This is a genomic window from Delftia sp. HK171, assembly GCF_001886655.1.
In the GTDB taxonomy this organism is placed as follows: Bacteria; Pseudomonadota; Gammaproteobacteria; order Burkholderiales; family Burkholderiaceae_C; genus Comamonas; species Comamonas acidovorans.
Genome location: NZ_CP018101.1, coordinates 4,495,854 through 4,515,343, shown reverse-complemented (window position 1 = coordinate 4,515,343; position 19,490 = coordinate 4,495,854). Strand labels below are relative to the sequence as shown.

14 protein-coding genes are annotated in these 19,490 nt (G+C 68.6%); 9 read left to right on the top strand and 5 right to left on the bottom strand.

What is annotated here, in order from left to right; genetic code table 11:
• Positions 1-15 precede the first annotated feature (15 nt).
• A complete protein-coding gene (locus BO996_RS20340; RefSeq protein WP_071956246.1) occupies positions 16-690 on the top strand; it encodes an RraA family protein in 675 nt (224 codons plus the stop codon).
• 55 nt (positions 691-745) lie between these two features.
• Here BO996_RS20340 and BO996_RS20335 read toward each other — a convergent pair whose 3' ends face one another.
• On the bottom strand, positions 746-1,084 hold the full coding sequence (locus tag BO996_RS20335; RefSeq protein ID WP_071956245.1) for a DUF6616 family protein: 339 nt from the start codon (positions 1,082-1,084) through the stop codon (positions 746-748).
• Between the two features lie 145 nt (positions 1,085-1,229).
• On the opposite strand from BO996_RS20335, the gene BO996_RS20330 reads away from it, so the two are divergent.
• The 6 genes from BO996_RS20330 to BO996_RS20305 all read left to right on the top strand — a co-directional run bounded on the left by BO996_RS20330 (position 1,230) and on the right by BO996_RS20305 (position 7,682).
• Entirely contained in the window at positions 1,230-2,345 is a 1,116-nt protein-coding gene (locus BO996_RS20330; RefSeq protein WP_071956244.1) for a saccharopine dehydrogenase family protein, read from the top strand.
• Positions 2,342-2,917 carry a DUF4166 domain-containing protein gene (locus tag BO996_RS20325; protein WP_071956243.1) on the top strand — a complete coding sequence of 192 codons (576 nt, stop codon included), beginning with the start codon at positions 2,342-2,344 and terminating at the stop codon, positions 2,915-2,917. The genes BO996_RS20330 and BO996_RS20325 overlap by 4 nt, the downstream gene beginning before the upstream one ends.
• Positions 2,914-3,303: a thiol-disulfide oxidoreductase DCC family protein gene (locus tag BO996_RS20320; protein WP_013801838.1), complete on the top strand. Its 390-nt coding sequence runs from the start codon at positions 2,914-2,916 to the stop codon at positions 3,301-3,303. Before BO996_RS20325 ends, BO996_RS20320 begins: the two co-directional genes overlap by 4 nt.
• Before the next feature lie 116 nt (positions 3,304-3,419).
• A complete protein-coding gene (locus BO996_RS20315) occupies positions 3,420-4,916 on the top strand; it encodes a leucyl aminopeptidase family protein (RefSeq protein ID WP_071956242.1) in 1,497 nt (498 codons plus the stop codon).
• Between the two features lie 115 nt (positions 4,917-5,031).
• Positions 5,032-6,702, top strand: a complete 1,671-nt coding sequence (locus BO996_RS20310) for an ABC transporter substrate-binding protein (protein ID WP_071956241.1) — start codon at positions 5,032-5,034, stop codon at positions 6,700-6,702.
• Positions 6,703-6,812: 110 nt separating this feature from the next.
• Complete coding sequence (locus tag BO996_RS20305; protein WP_071956240.1) at positions 6,813-7,682, top strand: DMT family transporter; 870 nt, start codon at positions 6,813-6,815, stop codon at positions 7,680-7,682.
• Positions 7,683-7,740: 58 nt separating this feature from the next.
• Here BO996_RS20305 and BO996_RS20300 read toward each other — a convergent pair whose 3' ends face one another.
• Positions 7,741-8,628: a LysR substrate-binding domain-containing protein gene (locus tag BO996_RS20300; RefSeq protein WP_071956239.1), complete on the bottom strand. Its 888-nt coding sequence runs from the start codon at positions 8,626-8,628 to the stop codon at positions 7,741-7,743.
• 146 nt (positions 8,629-8,774) lie between these two features.
• Between BO996_RS20300 and BO996_RS20295 the strand changes: the two genes are divergently transcribed.
• Positions 8,775-14,855, top strand: coding sequence for a DUF4011 domain-containing protein (locus BO996_RS20295; protein WP_232240385.1), 6,081 nt, complete (start codon positions 8,775-8,777; stop codon positions 14,853-14,855).
• Between the two features lie 145 nt (positions 14,856-15,000).
• Here the strand turns inward: BO996_RS20295 and ppk2 are convergent, their stop codons facing one another.
• Together ppk2 and corA are read right to left on the bottom strand one after the other, a co-directional pair.
• The gene (ppk2, locus tag BO996_RS20290; RefSeq protein WP_065346208.1) at positions 15,001-15,921 is read right to left on the bottom strand and encodes a polyphosphate kinase 2; all 921 of its coding nucleotides are present in this window, start codon (positions 15,919-15,921) and stop codon (positions 15,001-15,003) included.
• A gap of 114 nt (positions 15,922-16,035) precedes the next feature.
• On the bottom strand, positions 16,036-17,010 hold the full coding sequence (gene corA / locus BO996_RS20285) for a magnesium/cobalt transporter CorA (protein ID WP_012206223.1): 975 nt from the start codon (positions 17,008-17,010) through the stop codon (positions 16,036-16,038).
• Between the two features lie 182 nt (positions 17,011-17,192).
• On the opposite strand from corA, the gene BO996_RS20280 reads away from it, so the two are divergent.
• On the top strand, positions 17,193-18,086 hold the full coding sequence (locus tag BO996_RS20280) for an amino acid ABC transporter substrate-binding protein (RefSeq protein ID WP_071956238.1): 894 nt from the start codon (positions 17,193-17,195) through the stop codon (positions 18,084-18,086).
• A 31-nt stretch (positions 18,087-18,117) separates the two neighbouring features.
• Here BO996_RS20280 and BO996_RS20275 read toward each other — a convergent pair whose 3' ends face one another.
• A complete protein-coding gene (locus BO996_RS20275; protein WP_071956237.1) occupies positions 18,118-19,485 on the bottom strand; it encodes an LLM class flavin-dependent oxidoreductase in 1,368 nt (455 codons plus the stop codon).
• Between the last annotated feature and the right edge of the window lie 5 nt (positions 19,486-19,490).

The window sequence follows — 19,490 nt, the reverse complement described above, 5'->3', positions numbered from 1 at the left end:
TCTGAGAACCACACCATGATCGGTCTTCAAATTCTGAAGCGGCAGCGCGCTGTCAGCCTTGATATTGCCAGGCGCTATCTCGACGTGCCTGTTGCCAACGTCAGCGACTGCATGGCCCGCATGACGGCTGGCGGCGCGCGGTTGCGCCCCATGCACGGCGGCGGGCGCATGGCCGGCCCCGCGTTGACCATCAAGACACGCCCGGGCGACAACCTCATGCTCCACAAGGCACTTCAACTGGCCAGCCCAGGTGACGTGATCGTGGTGGATGCCGGTGGCGACCTCACCAACGCACTCATCGGAGAAATCATGGTCGGAGACGCCATGCGTCGCCAGCTGGGCGGCATCGTGATCAATGGCGCGATCCGGGACGCGGCATGGATTCGTGCAGGCAGCTTCCCGGTATTCGCCGCGGGCGTCACGCACCGCGGACCCTACAAGGACGGCCCGGGCGAAATCAATGTGCCGATCGCCATCGATGGCATGGTGATCGAGCCCGGTGACCTCATGATTGGCGACGACGATGGCTTGCTGTGCGTACCGCATGCGCAGGCGCAGGCCCTGCTGGACGCAGCACACGGAAAGCAGGACGTTGAGGCCAGGATGGTGGCCGACATCGCTGCCGGTACTTACAGCGCGCCATGGATCGACGAGACGCTCAAGCGTCTGGGGTGCCCGATTCAGCCGTAGCGCCGGTGCGGCATCACCCATCCGGCACCCATCCAGCACCCATGGCCCGTCCGCCTCAGGCCTCGGACAGCGCCTTCAGATGGCTTTCCAGGCCACCCGTGCCGCTGGCCGCGTTCACATGGTCGAAGTAGCCGTACCAGCCGCTGGCCTTGATGCCCGCCAGCAGGGCATCGCGGGCGGCGGTATCGGGAAAGCGCCAGATGCCCAGGAAGCGGTGCGGGCTGGCCTGGTCCAGGCCGCGCTCGGTCTCGGCCAGGGCCAGCACCTGCACGCCCATGGCAGCCAGGCTGCCCATGGTGCTGGCAACCGCGTCCAGAAACTGCTGGCGCTGCGCGGCGGGCAGGGCCAGCCAGGCGGGGTTGGGGGAATAGAGCTCGACCAGATAGTGGGACATGGTGTTTCCTGGGGTTGAGGCGCTGTGCGCCAGGTGTGGTGTCGGCATATTGTATGGTGGCTAATCATATATTTTCCTGATGAAACACCTTGGAGGGAAATGCTGCCACCGCCGTCCTGGCGACCGGTCGGCCCTACACTGGCGCATGCACGAATTCAGGGTGATGGTTGTCGGGGGATATGGCTTTTTCGGCAGCCGGCTGGTGCGCCGGCTGGCACGGCAGAAGGCGCTGCACATCGTGGTGGTGGGCCGCTCGGGCGCCAAGGCACAGGCCTTGGTCGATGCGCTTTTGCCTGATGCCCATGCCGGGCTGTCCGCCGTGGCGGTGGACGCCATGGACCCGGGGCTGCAGGCCCGGCTCCAGGAGCATGGCATCCATCTCCTCATCCATACCTCAGGCCCTTTCCAGGGGCAGGACCATCGCGTGGCACAGGCCTGCGCCCATGCGGGCGTGCACTACGTGGACCTGGCCGATGGCCGCGACTTCGTCGGCGGCATCACCGCCCTGCAAGCCGCTGCGCTGGCCCGGGGCGTGCTGCTGACCAGCGGGGCCAGTTCCGTCCCCGCACTGTCCACGGCGGTGGCCGATCGGCTGGCAGGCGGCATGGCCTGCGTGGATTCCATCGACATAGGCATCAGCCCCGGCAACCACACGGAGCGCGGCCTGTCCACGGTGGCCGGCATCCTGAGCTACTGCGGCAAGCGCCTCGCGTCCGCTGGCCCGCAGCCGGTGTTCGGCTGGTCGGGCAGCTGGCGCCACCGCTATCCCGAGCCTGTGGGGGCGCGGCTGCTGTCGCCCTGCGATGTGCCTGATCTGGTACTGCTGGCACCCCGGTATGCGGGCAAGCCTGGCGTGCGTTTTGGCGCGGGGCTGGAGTTGGCATTTCTGCACAGGGGCATGAATGCCATGGCCTGGCTGGCGCGCCTGGGCCTGGTGCGCGACTGGTCGGTGCACGCCGCGTGGCTCAAGCGCGCGGCGGACTGCTTCAAGGACTGGGGCAGCGATGCGGGTGCCATGCATGTGTGCGTGCGTGGGCGGGACGCACAGGGCTTCGTGCAGGAGCGCCTCTGGGTGCTGGTCGCCGGGTCGGGCGACGGCCCCTATGTGCCCACGCTGGCCGCCTCGGCCCTGGCGCGGAAGCTGGCGGCAGGCCAACTGCCCGCCGTGGGCGCCATGCCCTGCATGGGCCTGCTGACCCTGGAGGATTTCGAGCAGGAGGCCCGTGGCCTGGACATCCGCATGAGGGAGATCCATCCATGAGCCGGAGGCTGTCCATGTACGAGCAGGCCATGGGCGAGCGCTTTGCCCGGCTGGACCCCGCCGTGCAGGCCTTCCACCGCCTGACGGGCCGCCATGAGCTCCATGGCTGGGTCCGCACCCAGGCGCCGCAGTCCCTGGCGGCCCGGCTGCTGGCGCTGTGTCTGGGCACGCCGCTGCGCGCCAGCGAGGGGCCCATCCGCTTCGCGCTGCATGCCCAGCCCCAGGGTGAGGTCTGGACCCGCCACTTTCCCGCGCAGACCATGCGTTCCAGCCTGCGCCTGCAGGACGGGCAGATCATCGAATCCCTGGGCGCAGCGCGGCTGAGCTTCGGGTTGGAGGCCGATGGCAATCGGCTGGTGATGCGCCTGCGCAAGTTGCGCTTTCTGGGCATGGCCTGCCCGGCCTGGCTGGAGCCGCGCATCGTGGCCGAGGAGCGCGGCGAGGGGGATCGCCTGCATTTCCACATCGAGGCAGCCGTGCCCTGGGTGGGCGTGGTCGCCAGCTACAGCGGGTATCTGCAATTGCCCACGGTGCGGCAAGACACTTCAGTGCCCAAGGAGGGCGAATCATGATTGTGGTGTTCGACGGCCAATGCCTGCTGTGCAATGGCTGGGTGCAGTTTCTGCTGAGGCACGACAGGCGCGGCAGGTTCCGCTTTGCCTCCATCCAGGGCGAGGCCGGCGGCAGGATGCTGGCCGATGCAGGCCTGCGGGTCGAAGGTCTGCAGACGCTGCTGCTGGTGGATGGGGACCGTTCCTGGCAGCACACGGACGCCATCCTGCGCGTGCTCCATGGCCTGGGCTGGCCCTGGCGGCTGGCATGGGCGGCGTGGCTGATTCCCCGCCCCCTGCGCGATGGGCTGTACCGCTGGCTGGCCCGCAACCGCTACCGCTGGTTTGGCCGCAGCGCGCAGTGCATGGTGCCCGATCCGCAGGTGGCCGCGCGTTTTCTGGACTGAGCGGCTGCGGCCCGCCTGCACGCAGACGTCCACCAATCATTTCTGCTTTGCATATGCGGCAGGCGTGTTTGCGCCAAGCGGAGTCGGCCCTTAGGCTGGCGCGCTTTGCCAGCACCATGTCCAGCCCTGCCACAAGCTCCCCTTCCCAATCCGGCGCATTCGCCACTTCCCCCCAACCCGCCACGGCGTTGCACCGTGCCACGCCCGCCACGCTGGCGGCCGTGCTGGAGCAACTGCCCCCGGCCCAGGCCCGATGGGCGCGCGCCGCAGGCTTTGATGCGCAGCCGGGCCGCATCCTGCTGTTGCCCGGCATGCAGGCTGAAGTGCAGAGGGAAGGGCAGAGCGAGGGCGCTGCCCTCGCTGGCGTGCTGGTCGGCGTGGACCCGGACCAGCCGCTGTGGCAGCTGGCCGGCCTGCCGGCTGCGCTGCCGCCCGGCACCTATGCGCTCGCCGATGCGGATGAGGCTCAGAGGCCGCATCTGCTCCTGGGCTGGGCACTGGGCGCGTTGCCATCGACCCGCCAGGCGCGGCAGTCGGATGCGGCAACCGCTCCATCACTCGCTCTATCACTCGCTCGGTTGGTGGCAAGCCCCGATGAGCAGGCCGCCGTCGCGCCAATGGCCGCAGCCATTGGCGAGGTGCGGCGGCTGGTCAACCTGCCTGCCAACCAGCTGGGTCCCGAACAGCTGGCCCAGGCCGTGGCCGACCTGGCCGCGCGCCATGGCGCGCGCTACCGGCAATGGGTGGGCGACGAGCTGCCTGCCGCAGGCTTTGCGCTGGTGCACGCCGTGGGCCGGGCGGCCCAGACGGCGGCCCAGGCGCCGCGCGTGGCCGAGCTGACCTGGGGCGATGCCGCGCTGCCCCATGTGGTGCTCATCGGCAAGGGCGTGTGCTTTGACTCCGGCGGGCTGGACCTCAAGCCCGCCGCAGGCATGCGCTGGATGAAGAAGGACATGGGCGGCGCCGCGCACGCCCTGGCCCTGGCCGATCTGCTGATGCAGGCGGGCCTGCCCATCCACCTGAAGCTGCTGGTGCCTGCGGTGGAGAACGCCGTGGGTGCCGGTGCGCTGCGGCCCGGCGACATCATCGAGGCCGGTGACGGCCGGCGCGTGGAGATCGAGAACACCGATGCCGAAGGCCGGCTCCTGCTGGCCGATGCGCTGCACCACGCCATTCGCAGCGCGCCCACGCCGCCCGCGCTGCTGATCGACCTGGCCACGCTCACGGGCGCTGCGCGCACGGCGCTGGGGCCGGACCTGCCTGCGCTGTTCAGCAACCATGACGGCTGGGCCGATGCGCTGCTGGCCCAGGGCCGCGCGCAGGCCGACCCGCTGTGGCGCCTGCCCCTGTGGGCTCCGTACCGCCGCATGCTCCGTTCCGACCAGGCCGATCTGCTCAACGCCGCCAGCACGCCACAGGGCGGCGCCATCACGGCTGCACTGTTCCTGGAGAGCTTTGTGCCGCCCGAGCTGCCCTGGCTGCACCTGGACCTGTTCGCCTGGAATCTGGAGGAGCGCCCCGGCCGGCCCAGGGGCGGCGAGGCCCAGGGCCTGCGCGCGCTGTACGCCCTGCTGTCGCAGCGCTTTGCATCTGCGCGCAGCGCATTTGCATAGGCGCAATCGGGCTTTGCGGCGGGCTGGTGGCTCCACACAATCGGCCGTCTGGTGCAGCCGGCGCGGCATCCGCCGCCGCCTTCCTGCGATCTTGTTCCGGCTGCCAGGACACTTCATGACCCAAAGACGCTTCCTGCCTCGCCTTTCCCTGCTGCGCACCCACTTGCGCACCCTGCGAACTTCCGCACTGCTTCCCGCTCTGGCCGCAGCCCTGCTGTGCGCATCGCCCGCCCAGGCCGAAACCCTGCGCTGGGCGCGCTCCACCGACGCATCCACGCTGGACCCGCATGCGCTGAACAACGGCCCCAACCACAACCTGCTGCACCAGATCTACGAGCCGCTGATCATCCGCACGGCCGATGGCAAGCTGCTGCCCACCCTGGCCACGTCCTGGGCGCTGACTGCCGACCCCTCGGTCTGGGAGTTCAAGCTGCGCAAGGGCGTGAAGTTCCATGACGGCAGCCTGTTCACGGCCGACGACGTGCTGTTCTCGCTGCGCCGCGCGCGCTCGGCCACCTCGGACATGCGCTCGCTGCTGACCTCGATCACCGACGTGACCAAGGTCGATGCCTTCACCGTGCACATCAGGACCAACGGGCCAAACCCGCTGCTGCCGGCCAGCCTCATCAACATCCAGATTCTGAGCGCCGCCTGGGCCAAGGCCCATGGTGCCGAGCAGCCGCAGAACGCGCTGGCCAAGGAAGAGAACTACGCCACGCGCAACGCCAACGGCACGGGGCCCTACGTCATCGCCTCGCGCGAGCAGGACACGCGCACCGTGCTGCGGCAGTTTCCCGGCTACTGGGGCAAGGGGCTGTTCCCGCTGGAGATCGATGAACTGGTCTACCTGCCCATCAAGTCCCAGGCTACGCGCGTGGCGGCGCTGCTGTCGGGTGAGGTGGACTTCGTGCAGGACCTGCCCATCCAGGACATTGCGCGCCTGAGCGCCGACCCGCGCTTTCGCATCAACCAGGCCGCCGAGAACCGCACCATCTTCCTGGGCCTGAACGTGGGCGCCGCCCCGCTGTCGCATTCCGATGTGAAGGACAAGAACCCGCTGGCCGACCTGCGCGTGCGCCAGGCCTTCCAGCTGGCCATAGACCGCCAGGCCATACAGCGCGCCGTGATGCGCGGCCTGTCCGTGCCCACCAACATCATTGCGCCGCCCTTTGTGCACGGCTACGAGAAATCCTTTGGTGCCGTGGGCAAGGCCGACTTGACCCAGGCCAGGAAGCTGCTGGCCGAGGCCGGCTATCCCAACGGCTTCGGCATCACCCTGCATTGCACGAACGACCGCTACCTGAACGACGAGGCCATCTGCCAGGCCATCGCCGGCTTTCTGGGCCGCATCGGCGTGAAGACCGCCGTGTCGTCCCGGCCGCTGGCCATCCAGACGGCGGCCATCAACAACCAGGAGACGGATTTCTACCTCTACGGCTGGGGCGTGCCCACCTATGACTCGGCCTATGTCTTCGACTACCTGGTGCACACGCGCGGCAAGAACGGCCGGGGCAACACCAATGCCACGCGCTACAGCAATGCCGAGCTGGACAGCCAGATCGTCTCCCTGGCCTCCGAGGGCGATGCGCGCAAGCGCGATGCCACCATCCACTCCATCTGGAGCACGGTGCAAAAGGAGCTGATCTACCTGCCGCTGCACGACCAGATCCAGACCTATGCCATGGTGCGCAAGTTCGACATCCCGGTGAATCCGTCGAACACGCCGTACTTCAAGCTGTTCAAGCAGCCCGGTGCGCGCCAGGCTGCGGTGGCCGGCGCGCAGTGATGCCCGCGCATTCATGAGCGCGATTGCGCAATCGCCGCACAGGTCTCAGCAATGCCTGCTGCCATCGCTCCTACGCTTGCACCCTTGTCAATGCAGGAGTGCAGGCGGATATGGACTGGATGGTGTTGGGGCTGCTGGCCGGCCTGGTGTTGGGGGCATATGACTTTCTGACCAAGCTGGCGCTGGGGGAAAAGTCCGTGCTGGAGGTGGTGTTCTGGTGCTCGGCGCTGGGCGCGCTGCTGTGGCTGCCTTTCGTGGCGATGGGCGATTCCTCGTACGCCGCGCTGGACCTGCGCCAGCAGATGCTGCTGCTGCCCAAGTCGCTGATGATGGTGGCCACCTGGGTGCTGTCGTACTACTCGGTGAAGGCCTTGCCGCTGTCCATCTCTGCGGGCGTGCGTGCCAGCGGGCCGCTGTGGACGGCGCTGGGCGCGGTGTTCCTGCTGTCCGAGCACCTGGGCTGGTGGCAATGGCTGGGTCTGGCGGTGTCCATGGCCTCGTACTACCTGTTCTCCCTGGTCGGCCAGAAGGAGGGCATAGGCTTTGGCCGCAATCTCTGGGTGCTGTGCATGCTGGCGGCCACGCTGCTGTCCTCGGCCAATGCCCTGTACGACAAGCACATTCTGGCCACGCTGCGCATGGACCTGGTTGCCGTCCAGGCCTGGTCTGCGCTGCAGCGCGGCGCCCTGGCCTTGCTGCTGTTGCCCTGGATCTGGCGCGGGCTGGAGCTGCGCAGCATGCTGGGGCGCAACTGGGCCGTGCCCGCCATTGCGCTGGCCTATGTGCTGGCCGAGTCCATCTACCTGGCCGCCGTGCAGATGGAGGGCGCGCAGATTGCCGTGATCTCGGTGCTGCGCCGCGCCAATCTGGTCATGGTGTTTGCGCTGTCGGCACGGTTCTTTGCCGAACGCCATCTGCGGCCCAAGGCGGCGGCCATGGCGGGCGTGCTGCTGGGCATTGCGCTGACCATGGCGCGCTGAGGATGTGAGGGCGTGAACGTGCGAATCGTGAACGCGGGTGGCGGGCGGCGGCGCCCGGCTATCCGGCCTCGGCCGCCACCGCACGAATCCAGTCCATGACGGCTGCGCCATGGCGCGAGACCATGGCGCGCTCGGAAGCCAGCAGGAAATAGCTCTGGCTGCAGGGGATGGCCGTGTCCGAGACGCGCACCAGGCTGCGCTCGGCCAGCAGGCGCTGGACCAGGGAGCGGCGGCCCAGCGCAATGCCTTGCAGGTTCAGCGCCGCGTCCAGCATGAAGCCCGTGTCCGAATAGCTGAGCTGGCGCTGGGCTGACGAGATGCGCAGGCCCGCGGCCTGCAGCCAGGGCTCCCAGGGTTGGCGGCTGTGCGAGAGCAGGTTGGCCCGCCGGAACAGCCCCGCCAGATCCAGGCCCTCGAACTGCTCCAGGTAGCGTGGCGCGGCCACGGCAAACCATTCGTCGTCCAGCAGGCGTTCGCAGTGGAATGCCAGAGGTGCCTGAGGCGCCTGGTGTGCAAAGCGGATGGCGATGTCCGCCTCGCCCTGCTGGAGATTGACGGTGCGCGTGGTCGGATCGATGGCGATGGAAACGTCCGGGTGGCTGCGCTGAAAGGCCGTGAGCGACGGCACCAGCCGCAGCCGTGCGAACGAGGGCAGGGCGCTGATGCGCACCACGTCGCGCCCCTGCACCAGGCTGCCGAAGGTGGTCTCCAGCGCCTGCAGCGGGGCGCGGGTCTGCTGGTGCAGCCAGGCTCCCTCGGCGCTGAGCGTGACCACGCGCGTGGTGCGGTGGAACAGCGGGGTGCCCAGCAGCCTTTCCAGTTCGCGGATGCGGTGGCTGACGGCGCTGTCCGAAAGGTTCAGTTCTTCGGCCGCCTGCTTGAAGCTCTGGCTTCGCGCCACGGCATCGAAGGCGGCGATGAGGTGAAGGGGCGGGATGTTGCGCATGGCTGGCCGGCATCGTACTGGAGCCGGGCGAGCCGATGGCCGGCACCTTCATCCATGCTCTCATTTTTTGCAAACAGTGACCCCTGAAAACCGCCCATCTCGGACACGGCGCCCCATTCGCAGCGGACAATCGTCGGGCCAGGAATATGACGGGATTTCGACAGTTCCCGCCGCCTGCTGGCCAGCCAAGGACTACCGCGCATGACAGAAGACCCCCGCCGAGATTCCCCGCAGATGCCGCCCCCGCCGCCGCCCAGGCGCCGCAGACGGCCACGCAGCTGCGCATCGGCACCGTCGCCAAGCTCAATCTCGCCGACTTCCAGAACGCCGTGCCCGCGCTGCTGGAGCTGGCCATCGTCAACGAGGGCGAGCTGCCGCTGCAGGCGCTGAGCCTGCACCTGGCCTCGGAGCCTGCCTTCATCAAGCCGCGCACCTGGCGCCTGGAGTCGGTGGCCGCGCACAGCACCTATGCGCTGACCGACCTGGATGTGGCGCTGGACGGCGCCTTGCTCTCGCGCCTGACCGAGGCCGAGCCTGCCGTGCTGCGGCTGGAGCTGCGCAGCGGCCAGCCGGCAGAGACGGTGTTGGCCCGGCACGAACACCCGCTGGAACTGCTGGCACGCAACCAGTGGGGCGGCCTGGGGCATTTGCCCGAGATGGTGGCGGCCTTCGTGCAACCCAACGATCCGGCCGTGGACCGCATCCTCAAGGGCGCGGCGCAGGCGCTGGAGGCGGCGGGCAAGTCCGGCGCCATCAACGGCTATGAACAGGGGCCGCAGCGGGCCTGGGAACTGGCCTCGGCCATCTGGACCTCCGTGCTCCAGAAGAAACTCAACTACGCGCTGCCGCCGGCCAGCTTCGAGCATGCGGGCCAGAAGATACGCGGCGCGACCCAGGTGCTGGATGCGGGCCTGGCCACCTGCCTGGACCTGACGCTGCTGTTCGCCTCCTGCCTGGAGCAGGCGCACCTGAACCCGCTGCTGGTCTTCACGCGCGGCCATGCCTTCGTGGGCCTGTGGCTGGGCAGGCAGGAATTCTCGACCGCCGTGGTCGATGACATCACGGCCGTGCGCAAGCGGCTCAAGCTGCAGGAGCTGGTGGTCTTCGAGACCACGCTGGCCGCGCAAGGCCAGGCCGTGGCCTTCAGCCAGGCCATTGCCCAGGGCGCGCGCCAGCTGGCCGAAGAGCATGAAGACCAGTTCGAGCTGCTGGTGGACGTACGGCGCGCGCGCATGCAGCGCATCCGCCCGCTGGCGCTGGCCCAGCCGCAGGACGTCGCGCCCGAGGCCGGCGAAGGCCAGGCCGAGCCCCGACTCACCGTGGAGCCGCCGCCCGAACTCCTGCCGCAGGCGCAGGCACGCGAAGTGCCCACCTCCCAGCTCGATCCCAAGGACAGGCTGGCGCGCTGGCAGCGCCGGCTGCTGGACCTGTCGCTGCGCAATGCGCTGCTCAACTTCAAGCCCGGCAAGAAATCGCTGCTGCTGCAGGTGGCCGCGCCCGCGCTGGAGGACACGCTGGCCCGGGGCCAGGTGCTCAAGCTGCTGCCCAGCCCTGAGCTCATGCAGGGCAAGGACCCGCGCAGCCAGCCATTGCACGAGGCGCGCAGCCTGGAAGACCTGCGCGGCGCGCACGCCGAAGAGGCGCTGCAGCGGCGCGAGGTCTTCATCGACCTGGAGCCGCTGGAGCTGGACAGCCGCTTTGTGGAGCTGTTTCGCGGCGCGCGCAACGCGCTGCAGGAAGGCGGCGCCAACACCTTGTTCGTGGCCCTGGGCTTTCTGGTCTGGAGCCGGCCCGACAAGCCCGATGTGCGCGTGCGCGCGCCGCTGATCCTGCTGCCCGTCACGCTGGAGCGCAAGAGCGCGCGCTCGGGCTTCACGCTGCAGGCGCATGAGGACGAGCCGCGTTTCAACCCCACGCTGGTCGAGATGCTGCGCCAGGACTTCCAGCTGGAGCTGGGCGTGCCCGCAGGCGACCTGCCGCGCGACGAAGCCGGGCTGGACATCACCGGCATCTGGGCCCGCGTGCGCGAGGCGATCAAGGACGTGCGCGGCTGGGAGGTCAGCGAGGACGTGGTGCTGTCCATGTTCTCCTTCGCCAAGTACTTGATGTGGAAGGACCTGGCCGAGCGCGCCGACCAGCTGCGCAGCTCGCCCGTGGTCGCCCACCTGATCGACACGCCGCGCGAGCCCTATCGCTCGGAGATCGCCTTTCCCGACACGCGGCGGCTGGACCAGGAGTTCGCGCCGCAGCAGGTCTTCAGCCCGCTGCCGGCCGATTCATCGCAGCTGTCGGCCGTGATGGCCGCTGCGCGCGGCAAGGACTTCGTGCTCATCGGCCCGCCGGGCACGGGCAAGAGCCAGACCATTGCCAACCTGATCGCGCAATGCCTGGCCGAGGACAAGCGCGTGCTCTTCGTGGCCGAGAAAATCGCCGCGCTGGACGTGGTCTACCGCCGCCTGCGCGAAGTGGGCCTGGGCGAGTTCTGCCTGGAGCTGCACTCCAACAAGAGCCGCAAGCTCGATGTGCTGGGCCAGCTGCAGAAATCCTGGGACTCGCATGGCCAGGTGGATGCCGAGGCCTGGGCCGCCAAGGCCAGCCAGCTCGGCCGCCTGCGCGAGCAGCTGTCGGCCTATGTGGAGCGCCTGCACCGGCGCCACGCCAACGGCTGGACCATCTACCGCGCCATTGGCGCCGTGGCCGGTGGCGAGGCGCTGCCGCGCCTGGGATTTCACTGGCCCACGCCCCAGGCCCATGACGAAGCGGGCCTGGCCCTTTTGCGCGAGACTGCGGGCCGCCTGCAGGCCAATGCCCAGGCCGTGGGCGCGCAGCATCTGAAGGACGGGCCGCTGGCCACGGTGCAGGCCAGCGACTGGTCCGTGCGCTGGCAGCAGCAGATGGTGGATGCCGCCCAGGCGCTGCACGATGCAGGCCAGGGCTTTGCCGAGGCGGCGCAGCAGCTGGGCCGGCTGCTGCGCATGGAGTGGCCTGCGCTGGGGCGCGAGGCGCGCTCGGCGCTGGGCGTGATCGCGCGGGCGCTGCCTGCGGCCGCAGGCCGCAACCTGGCTTTCTGCGTGCTGCCTGACGGCGCGCGCATTGGAGAATCCCTGCAATCGGGCCTGCAGCTGCTGGCGCAGCACGGTGATCTGTCCGCACAGATTCCGGCGCCCTGGCCGGCCGAGCTGCAGGCGCGCCTGGCCCAGGCACTGGACCTGCTGGCGCAGCGCCGGCGCCTGCAGGCCGGGCTGGGCACGCCCTGGCCCGTGGCCCTGGGCGATGAGCTGGAGCGCGGCCTGCTGTGCATCGACGAGATTGCGGGGCTGCGCCAGGGCCTGTCCGTCAAGTACGGCGCGGGCGTGGGCCAGCTCAACGTGGCGCAGCTGCAGCGCGAATGGGCCAGGGCCGGCAAGTCCTTGTGGCCGCTGTCCTGGCTGGGCCGGCGCAAGGTGCGCGCGGCGCTGGAGGCCACCATCGAGGGCGCGGGCGAGCCGCGCGTGGCCGATGACCTGGCCGCCCTGGTGCGCATCCGGGGCCTGCGCGAGGAACTGGACCAGATCCAGCCGGGCGCCGCAGCCGATGGCCTGTGGGCCGGACACCGCACGCGCACCGACCATGCGCGCAGCGCCTTGAAGGCCAATGCGGCCCTGCTGGCCGCGCGTGCGCAGAAATCCTTCTCGCTCGACGGCCTGGAGGCCGTGGCCGAAGGCCATGGCGGCGAGCGCTGGGCGGCCGAAGTGCAGCGCCTGCAGGCCCTGTACCAGATCGACCGCCAGCTCGATGGCTACCTGCCGCTGGCCGATGCCTGCCACGGCCTGTGGCGCGGGCTGGAAACCGATGCCCAGGCCTTGCAGGACGCGCTGGCCTTCGAGCGCGAGCGCCTGCAACTGACGCGGCGCGGCGGCCTGATGGCATCGCACGCCGCCGTGGCCCAGGGCCGCTGTGGCGCGACACTGCAGCAGGCCCATGCGCAGCTGGCGGCCCGCAGCGCCATCGAGGAACAGCTGCTGGCGCTGGACGATCTGCGCTTGCGCTGCCCCGGCGTCTGGGACGGCCTGGACACGCGCCCGCAAGCCGTGGAGCATGCGCTGCGCCTGCAGGGATCGCTGCAGGCAGGGCTGACCGGGCTGGGCTGGCAGGAGGCCGAACTGGCCCAGGCACGCCAGGCCCTGCACCAGGTGCTGGCCTTGCGCAGCGCCGAGCTGGGCGAGGGCGCCGCAGTCGGCATGGCCTGCCAGCAGTTGCTGGACAGCCTGGCCGGCCTGCACGCGGCCATAGACCCCTTCAGCGCGGCGGCAGCCCATGGCGAGCCGCAGCAGCGTGCCCTGGCCCAGCGCACGGCCGAGCAGCTGGCGGCCACAGCGGGCGGCGTGCTGGCCGGGCAGGGCGGCCTGCATGCCTGGTGCGCCTGGCGCAATGCCCAGGCCGCGGCCCGCGCGGGCGGGCTGGGTGCGCTGGCCGACGCCATCGAGTCCGGCCGCCTGGAGCCCGCCCAGGCACCCCAGGCCTTCGAGGTCAACTACGCGCGCTGGTGGCTGGCGCTGGCCGTGGACGAGGACGAGGTGCTCAAGCGCTTCGTCTCTGCCGAGCATGAGCGGCGCATTGCCGACTTCCGCGCGCTGGACGATGAATTCACCTCCGTCACGCGCCAGTGGATACGTGCGCGGCTGTGCGCGGGCCTGCCGTCGGCCGACAGCATCCAGCGCAACAGCGAGTGGGGCATCCTGCGGCGCGAGATCACCAAGAAGCGCCAGCACCTGCCGCTGCGCCAGCTGCTGGAGCAGATCCCCTCGGCCGTGCTGCGCCTGACGCCCTGCCTGCTGATGAGTCCGCTGTCCATTGCCCAGTACCTGAGCGCCGAGACCAGCAACTTCGACATCGTCATCTTCGATGAGGCCTCGCAGATCCCCGTCTGGGACGCCATCGGCGCCATGGCGCGGGCCAGGCAGGTGGTCATGGTGGGCGACCCCAAGCAGCTGCCGCCCACCAGCTTCTTCGGCCGCGCCGACACCTCCGACACCTTCGACGACGACACGCAGGGCGTGGAAGGCGACATGGAAAGCATCCTGGATGAATGCCTGGGCGCCAGCCTGCCCACGCGCAACCTGTCGTGGCACTACCGCTCGCGCCATGAAAGCCTGATCGCCTTCAGCAACCACCGCTACTACGGCGGCGGGCTGGTGACCTTTCCCTCGCCCGTCACCGATGACCGCGCCGTCAGCTTCCACGCCGTGCAGGGCCGCTATGAGAAGGGTGGCGCCCGCATCAACCAGCCCGAGGCCAAGGCCCTGGTGGCCGACCTGGTGGCGCGGCTGCAGTCGCCGGGGTTTGCGCAGTCGGGTGCCACCATCGGCGTGGTCACCTTCAACTCCGAGCAGCAAAGCCTGATCGAGGATTTGCTGGACGAGGAGCGCCGCAAGGACCCGGGGCTGGAGCCGTTTTTCTCCGATGCGCTGCTGGAGCCCGTCTTCGTCAAGAACCTGGAAAGCGTGCAGGGCGACGAGCGGGACATCATGTACTTTTCCATCACCTACGGGCCCGATATCTCGGGCGCCGTGTCCATGAACTTCGGCCCGCTCAACCGCGATGGCGGCGAGCGGCGGCTGAACGTGGCGGTGACGCGGGCGCGGCAGGAGCTTCGCATCTTCTCCAGCCTGCGCGGCGAGCAGATGGACCTGTCGCGCACCCAGGCGGCGGGCGTGCGCGACCTCAAGCACTTCCTGGAATTTGCCGAGCGCGGCCCGCGCGCGCTGGCCGAGTCGCACCATGGCAGCCAGGGCGATTTCGACAGCCCCTTCGAGGCCAGCGTGGCTCAGGCGCTGGAGCGCAAGGGCTGGCGCGTGCACACGCAGATCGGCGCATCCTCGTTCCGCGTGGACCTGGGCGTGGTGCACCCGGACCATGCGGGCAGCTACCTGGCGGGCGTGGAGTGCGACGGCGCCACCTACCACCGCTCGGCCACGGCGCGCGACCGCGACAAGCTGCGCGAGCAGGTGCTGCGCGGCCTGGGCTGGCAGATATTGCGCATCTGGTCCACGGACTGGTGGGTCAACCCGGGCGGCACGCTGGAACGCATCCACGCGGCGCTGACCGCGCTGCTGGAGCAGGACCGGCGCAAGCGTGCGGCCGAGGTTGTCGAGGCGCCGCAGGCGGCTGCAGTCGCCGAGGCAGAGCCAGCGCCAGAGACGCCAGAGACGCCTGAGGCGTCCGAGGCAGGACGGCGAGGCGCATAAGGTCTGAAAGTCGGCCGTGCGCATGAAATGGGCACTTGCTGAAGCCAGAGACACCAAGGAAGGGCCGCCCCCGCACCGAGGGTGTCGTCCCCCTCCCCCGCAAAGCGGGTAGAGAGGGGGAAGGCGCGAAGCGCCTCAGGGGTTGTCAGTACTTGTCCGGAACGTACATGTGCTGGGGAACGGGGTTGCGTGTGTATTCGGGATTGCGCGTGCGCTCTGGCAGCACGATGGCCGGGTGCTCTATCTCTTCGTAGGGCAGCTGGGTCAGCAGGTGGGAGATGCAGTTGAGCCGGGCCTTTTTCTTGTCCACGGCCTGCACCAGCCACCAGGGCGCCTCGGCGATGTGGGTGCGCTCCAGCATGGCTTCCTTGGCCTTGGTGTAGTCCTCCCAGCGGCGGCGGCTCTCGAAGTCCATGGGACTGAGCTTCCACTGCTTGAGCGGGTCGTGCACGCGGCCCAGAAAGCGCAGGTGCTGCTCGTCGTCGGTGATGGAGAACCAGTACTTCACCAGCGTGATGCCCGAGCGCACCAGCATCTTCTCGAACTCGGGCACGGAGCGGAAGAACTCCTCGTACTCCTCGTCGGAGCAAAAGCCCATCACGCGCTCCACGCCCGCGCGGTTGTACCAGCTGCGGTCAAAGAGAACGATCTCGCCGCCCGCAGGCAGGTGGGAGACATAGCGCTGGAAATACCACTGCGTGCGCTCGCGGTCGTTGGGCGCGGGCAGGGCGGCCACGCGGCATACGCGCGGGTTCAGGCGCTGGGTGATGCGCTTGATCACGCCGCCCTTGCCGGCCGCATCGCGGCCCTCGAAGAGGATGACCACCTTCTTCTTGTGGTGCTGCACCCAGTCCTGCAGCTTGACCAGCTCGCCCTGCAGGCGCAGCAGTTCGCGGAAGTAGGTCTGGCGGCTCACGGAGTCGGCACCGTCCAGATCGTCGCCACCGCTGCTCAGGCGGGCGTCGTCTATCTCCATCTCCAGTTCTTCGTCGTAGCTGTCGAGCAGATCGCGTTCGATGCGCTGCATCAGCGAATCATGGTGGTCGGGCAGAAGTTCGTCGTACATGGTGGGGAATCCGGGCGTCCAGGAGTTGGCGCCTGGGATGGTGGCGTGGATGTGTGACGCGGCTGTGACGGTGCGGCTGGGTGAATACCCTGGCACCGCTCGCCTTCCCGCCGCCTACAGCCACCCCGCCTTGCGGAACTTGTAGTAAAGCAGGCCGCAAACACCCAGCACGAACAGCAGTGCGGCCGGATAGCCGTATTGCCACTTCAGTTCGGGCATGTTCTCGAAGTTCATTCCCCAGACGCCGAAGAAGGCCGTGCAGATGGCGAAGATACTGGCCCAGGCTGCCAGCCGCTTGGTGACTTCGTTTTCCTCGATGGACACCATGGACAGGTTCACCTGGATGGCCGTGCCCACGGTGTCGCGCATGGTGTCGATCTGGGCGTTGATGCGGCCCAGGTGATCCATCACATCGCGGAAGTAGTCCCTGGAGCCCACGCAGATCTGGGGGACGCGCCCGCCGTTGAGCTTGCCCACGGCTTCCAGCAGGGGGGCCACGGCGTGCTTGAGGTCCATGGCGCGGCCCTTGAGTTCATACAGCTGCTTGATGTTGTCGCGCGCCGCGCCCTTGGTGAAGATCTGCTGCTCGATCTGCTCCAGCTCCACTTCCAGCGCGTCGATGATGGGGAAGTAGCGGTCCACCACCGCATCCATCAGCGCATACAGCACAAAGCCCGAGCCGTGGCGCAGCAGCTCGGGCTCGCTCTCGCAGCGCTCGCGCACGCCCAGGAAACCGCGCTTGCTGCGGTTGCGCACCGACAGCACATAGTTGGAGCCCACGAAGACATCGACCTCGCCGTGGTTGAAGTGGCCAGGCCGCTCGGGCTCGGGCTCCAGCAGGTGCATCACGGCAAACAGCGAACTGCCGTACTCCTCCAGCTTGGGCCGCTGGTGGCCGTGCAGCGCATCCTCCACGGCCAGGGCATGCAGGCCGAACTCCTGGCGCATCTCCTCCAGCTCGGCCGGCGTGGCGTCCGCCAGCGCCACCCAGACGAAGCAGCCAGGCCGCTCTATGTAGTTGCTGATGTCGGCGACGGGAATGTCCGCCAGCTTGGCCCCGTTTTCGTAGGCGACGCAGTTGATCAGCATGGGAGTTCCCTCGGTAATTCTGGTGCTGGTGATCCTGCCATAACGGGGGAGGGGGAAAAGCCAGCGGCCAAGGTGCCGGCAAAACCGCCAGCAGCCCAGGTTTGCGCATTTGGTAACAATACGTGTATAACCTGTCGCAACACTGCTGGGCGCCGCCCAGCGCCTGCGATCCAAGGACTTCGATGATCTTTCGCCAGTGGGGAATTGCGTTGGGTGCGTTGGGCCTGTTGGCCTTGAGCGGCGTATCGACTGCCGGTGTGCTGGACAAGATCAATGCCGGTGGCGCGCTGGTGATTGCGCACCGGGAATCGTCGGTCCCCTTTTCCTACATCGACACGCGCAGCGGCAAGCCCGTCGGTTACGCGCTGGATCTGTGCCTTCGCCTGGCCGAGGCGGTGCGCAAGCAGACAGGCAGGAAGGACATGAAGGTGGAGTTCCTGATGGTCACGCCGGCCAATCGCATGGCCGTGATCGAGCAGGGCAAGGCCGACATGGAGTGCGGTTCGACCACGAACAACGCGCAGCGGCGCCAGACCGTGGCGTTCACGGTTCCCCATTTCATCACCGGCGCCCGGATGCTCGTGAAGGCCGAAAGCACCATCAACGCGATGGAGGATCTCAAGGGCAAAAAGCTGGTTTCCACCAAGGGCACCAGCCCGATGGCTCTGGTGACGCAGGCCAACAGGCAGCGCCTCATGGGCATCACCATTGTGGAGGCCCCCGATCACGCAAGGGCCCTGGAGATGGTGGAGAAGGGCGAAGCCGACGCGTTCGTGATGGATGACGTGCTTCTCAACGGGCTGGCCGCTGCACGGCCCGATCCACGCGCCCTGAAGGTGGTGGGCAAGTTCCTGTCCACTGAACCCCTGGCCATCATGCTGCCGAAGGCCGATACCGCGTTCAAGAAACTGGTCGATGAAGAGATGAAGCGGATCATCACCAGCCGCGAAATCCACCCCATCTACGAGAAGTGGTTCCTGCAGCCGATTCCACCCAGCTCCACGAATCTGAACCTGCCGATCAGCTACCTGCTGCGCGACTTCTGGAAGTACCCCACGGCGGACATTCTGCTGTAGGCCTGTCTGTGCAGCCGCAGCGCCGCATCGGTCAAGCCGCCAGCGCTTGCTCCCTTGGGCGCGCGGCTGGGGCATCACCTGCCCCCGTCGCCGCCAGCTCCCCCAGCCCGAAATGCCCGCGCAGCGTGCGGCTTTCGTATTCCTCGCGGAACAGGCCGCGCTTGCGCAGGATCGGCACGACTTCGCTGGTGAACAGCTCGAACTGCTGGTTGAGTATGGGCGGCATGACGTTGAAGCCGTCGGCTGCGCCGTGCCTGAACCAGTCTTCGATGATGTCGGCCACCTGTTCGGGCGTGCCGGCCACGGCCAGGTGGCCGCGGGCGCCGGCCAGGCGCTTGAGCAGGCCGCGCAGGGTGAGGCCGTCGCGCAGGCTGGTTTCCACGTAACCCACGGCGCGGCTGCGCGAGGCTTCGACCTTGTCGGGATCGGGGAAGTCGTCGCGCGTGAGCAGGCGGTCCAGCGGCACGGCCGAGAAGTCGTGGCCGCCAAAGCGTGCGGACAGGCGGGCCAGGCCGACCTCGATGCTGGTCAGGCTGTCGAGCTCTTCCCAGACCTGGCGCGCCTCGTATTCGGTGGAGCCTATGGCGGCGCTGATGCCGGGCAGGATCACGATGTCCTGCGGGCGGCGGCCCAGCTGCTGCGCCTGTCCCTTGATGTCGGCATAGAAGGCCTGGGCCGATTCCCGCGAGCCGTGGGCCGTGAAGATGGCCTCGGCCCATTGCGCGGCAAAGGCGCGGCCGGACTCGGACTGGCCGGCCTGCACGAAGACGGGCCGGCCCTGCGGGCTGCCGGGCACGTTGAGCGGGCCGCGCGTGCGTATGTATTTGCCCTCGAAGTGGACGGGCCGGATCTGCGATGCGTCGAGGAACTGGCCGGCCGCCGTGTCGTCCAGCAGGGCGCTGGCCGGAAAGCTGCGCCACAGCGCATCGACGGCGGACACGAATTCCTCGGCGATGCGGTAGCGGTCGCCGTGGTCCACGTTGTCGGCCAGGCCGAAGTTCAGGCCCGCGTTGGGCGCCCAGGAAGTGACGATGTTCCAGCCCGCCCGCCCCTTGGACAGATGGTCCAGCGAGGCGAACTGGCGCGCCAGCGTGTAGGCATGGCTGTAGGTGGTGGAGGCGGTGCCGATCAGGCCGATGCGCTCGGTGCGCAGCGCCAGTGCCGTCAGCAGCACCAGCGGGTCCAGCAGGCCCGAGGTGATCTGCTGGCCGTTCTCGGGCCCGACCAGGCTGTCGGCCAGGAAGACGGCGTCGAATTTGGCGGCCTCGGCGATGCGTGCGGCATCGACGTACAGCTCCAGGTCGGTGAGCGCCTTGCGGTTGGCGCCGGGATGGCGCCAGGCGCCTTCATGGTGGCCGCGCGTCATGAGGAACAGGTTCAGGTGCAGTTGCCGAGACATGGGAG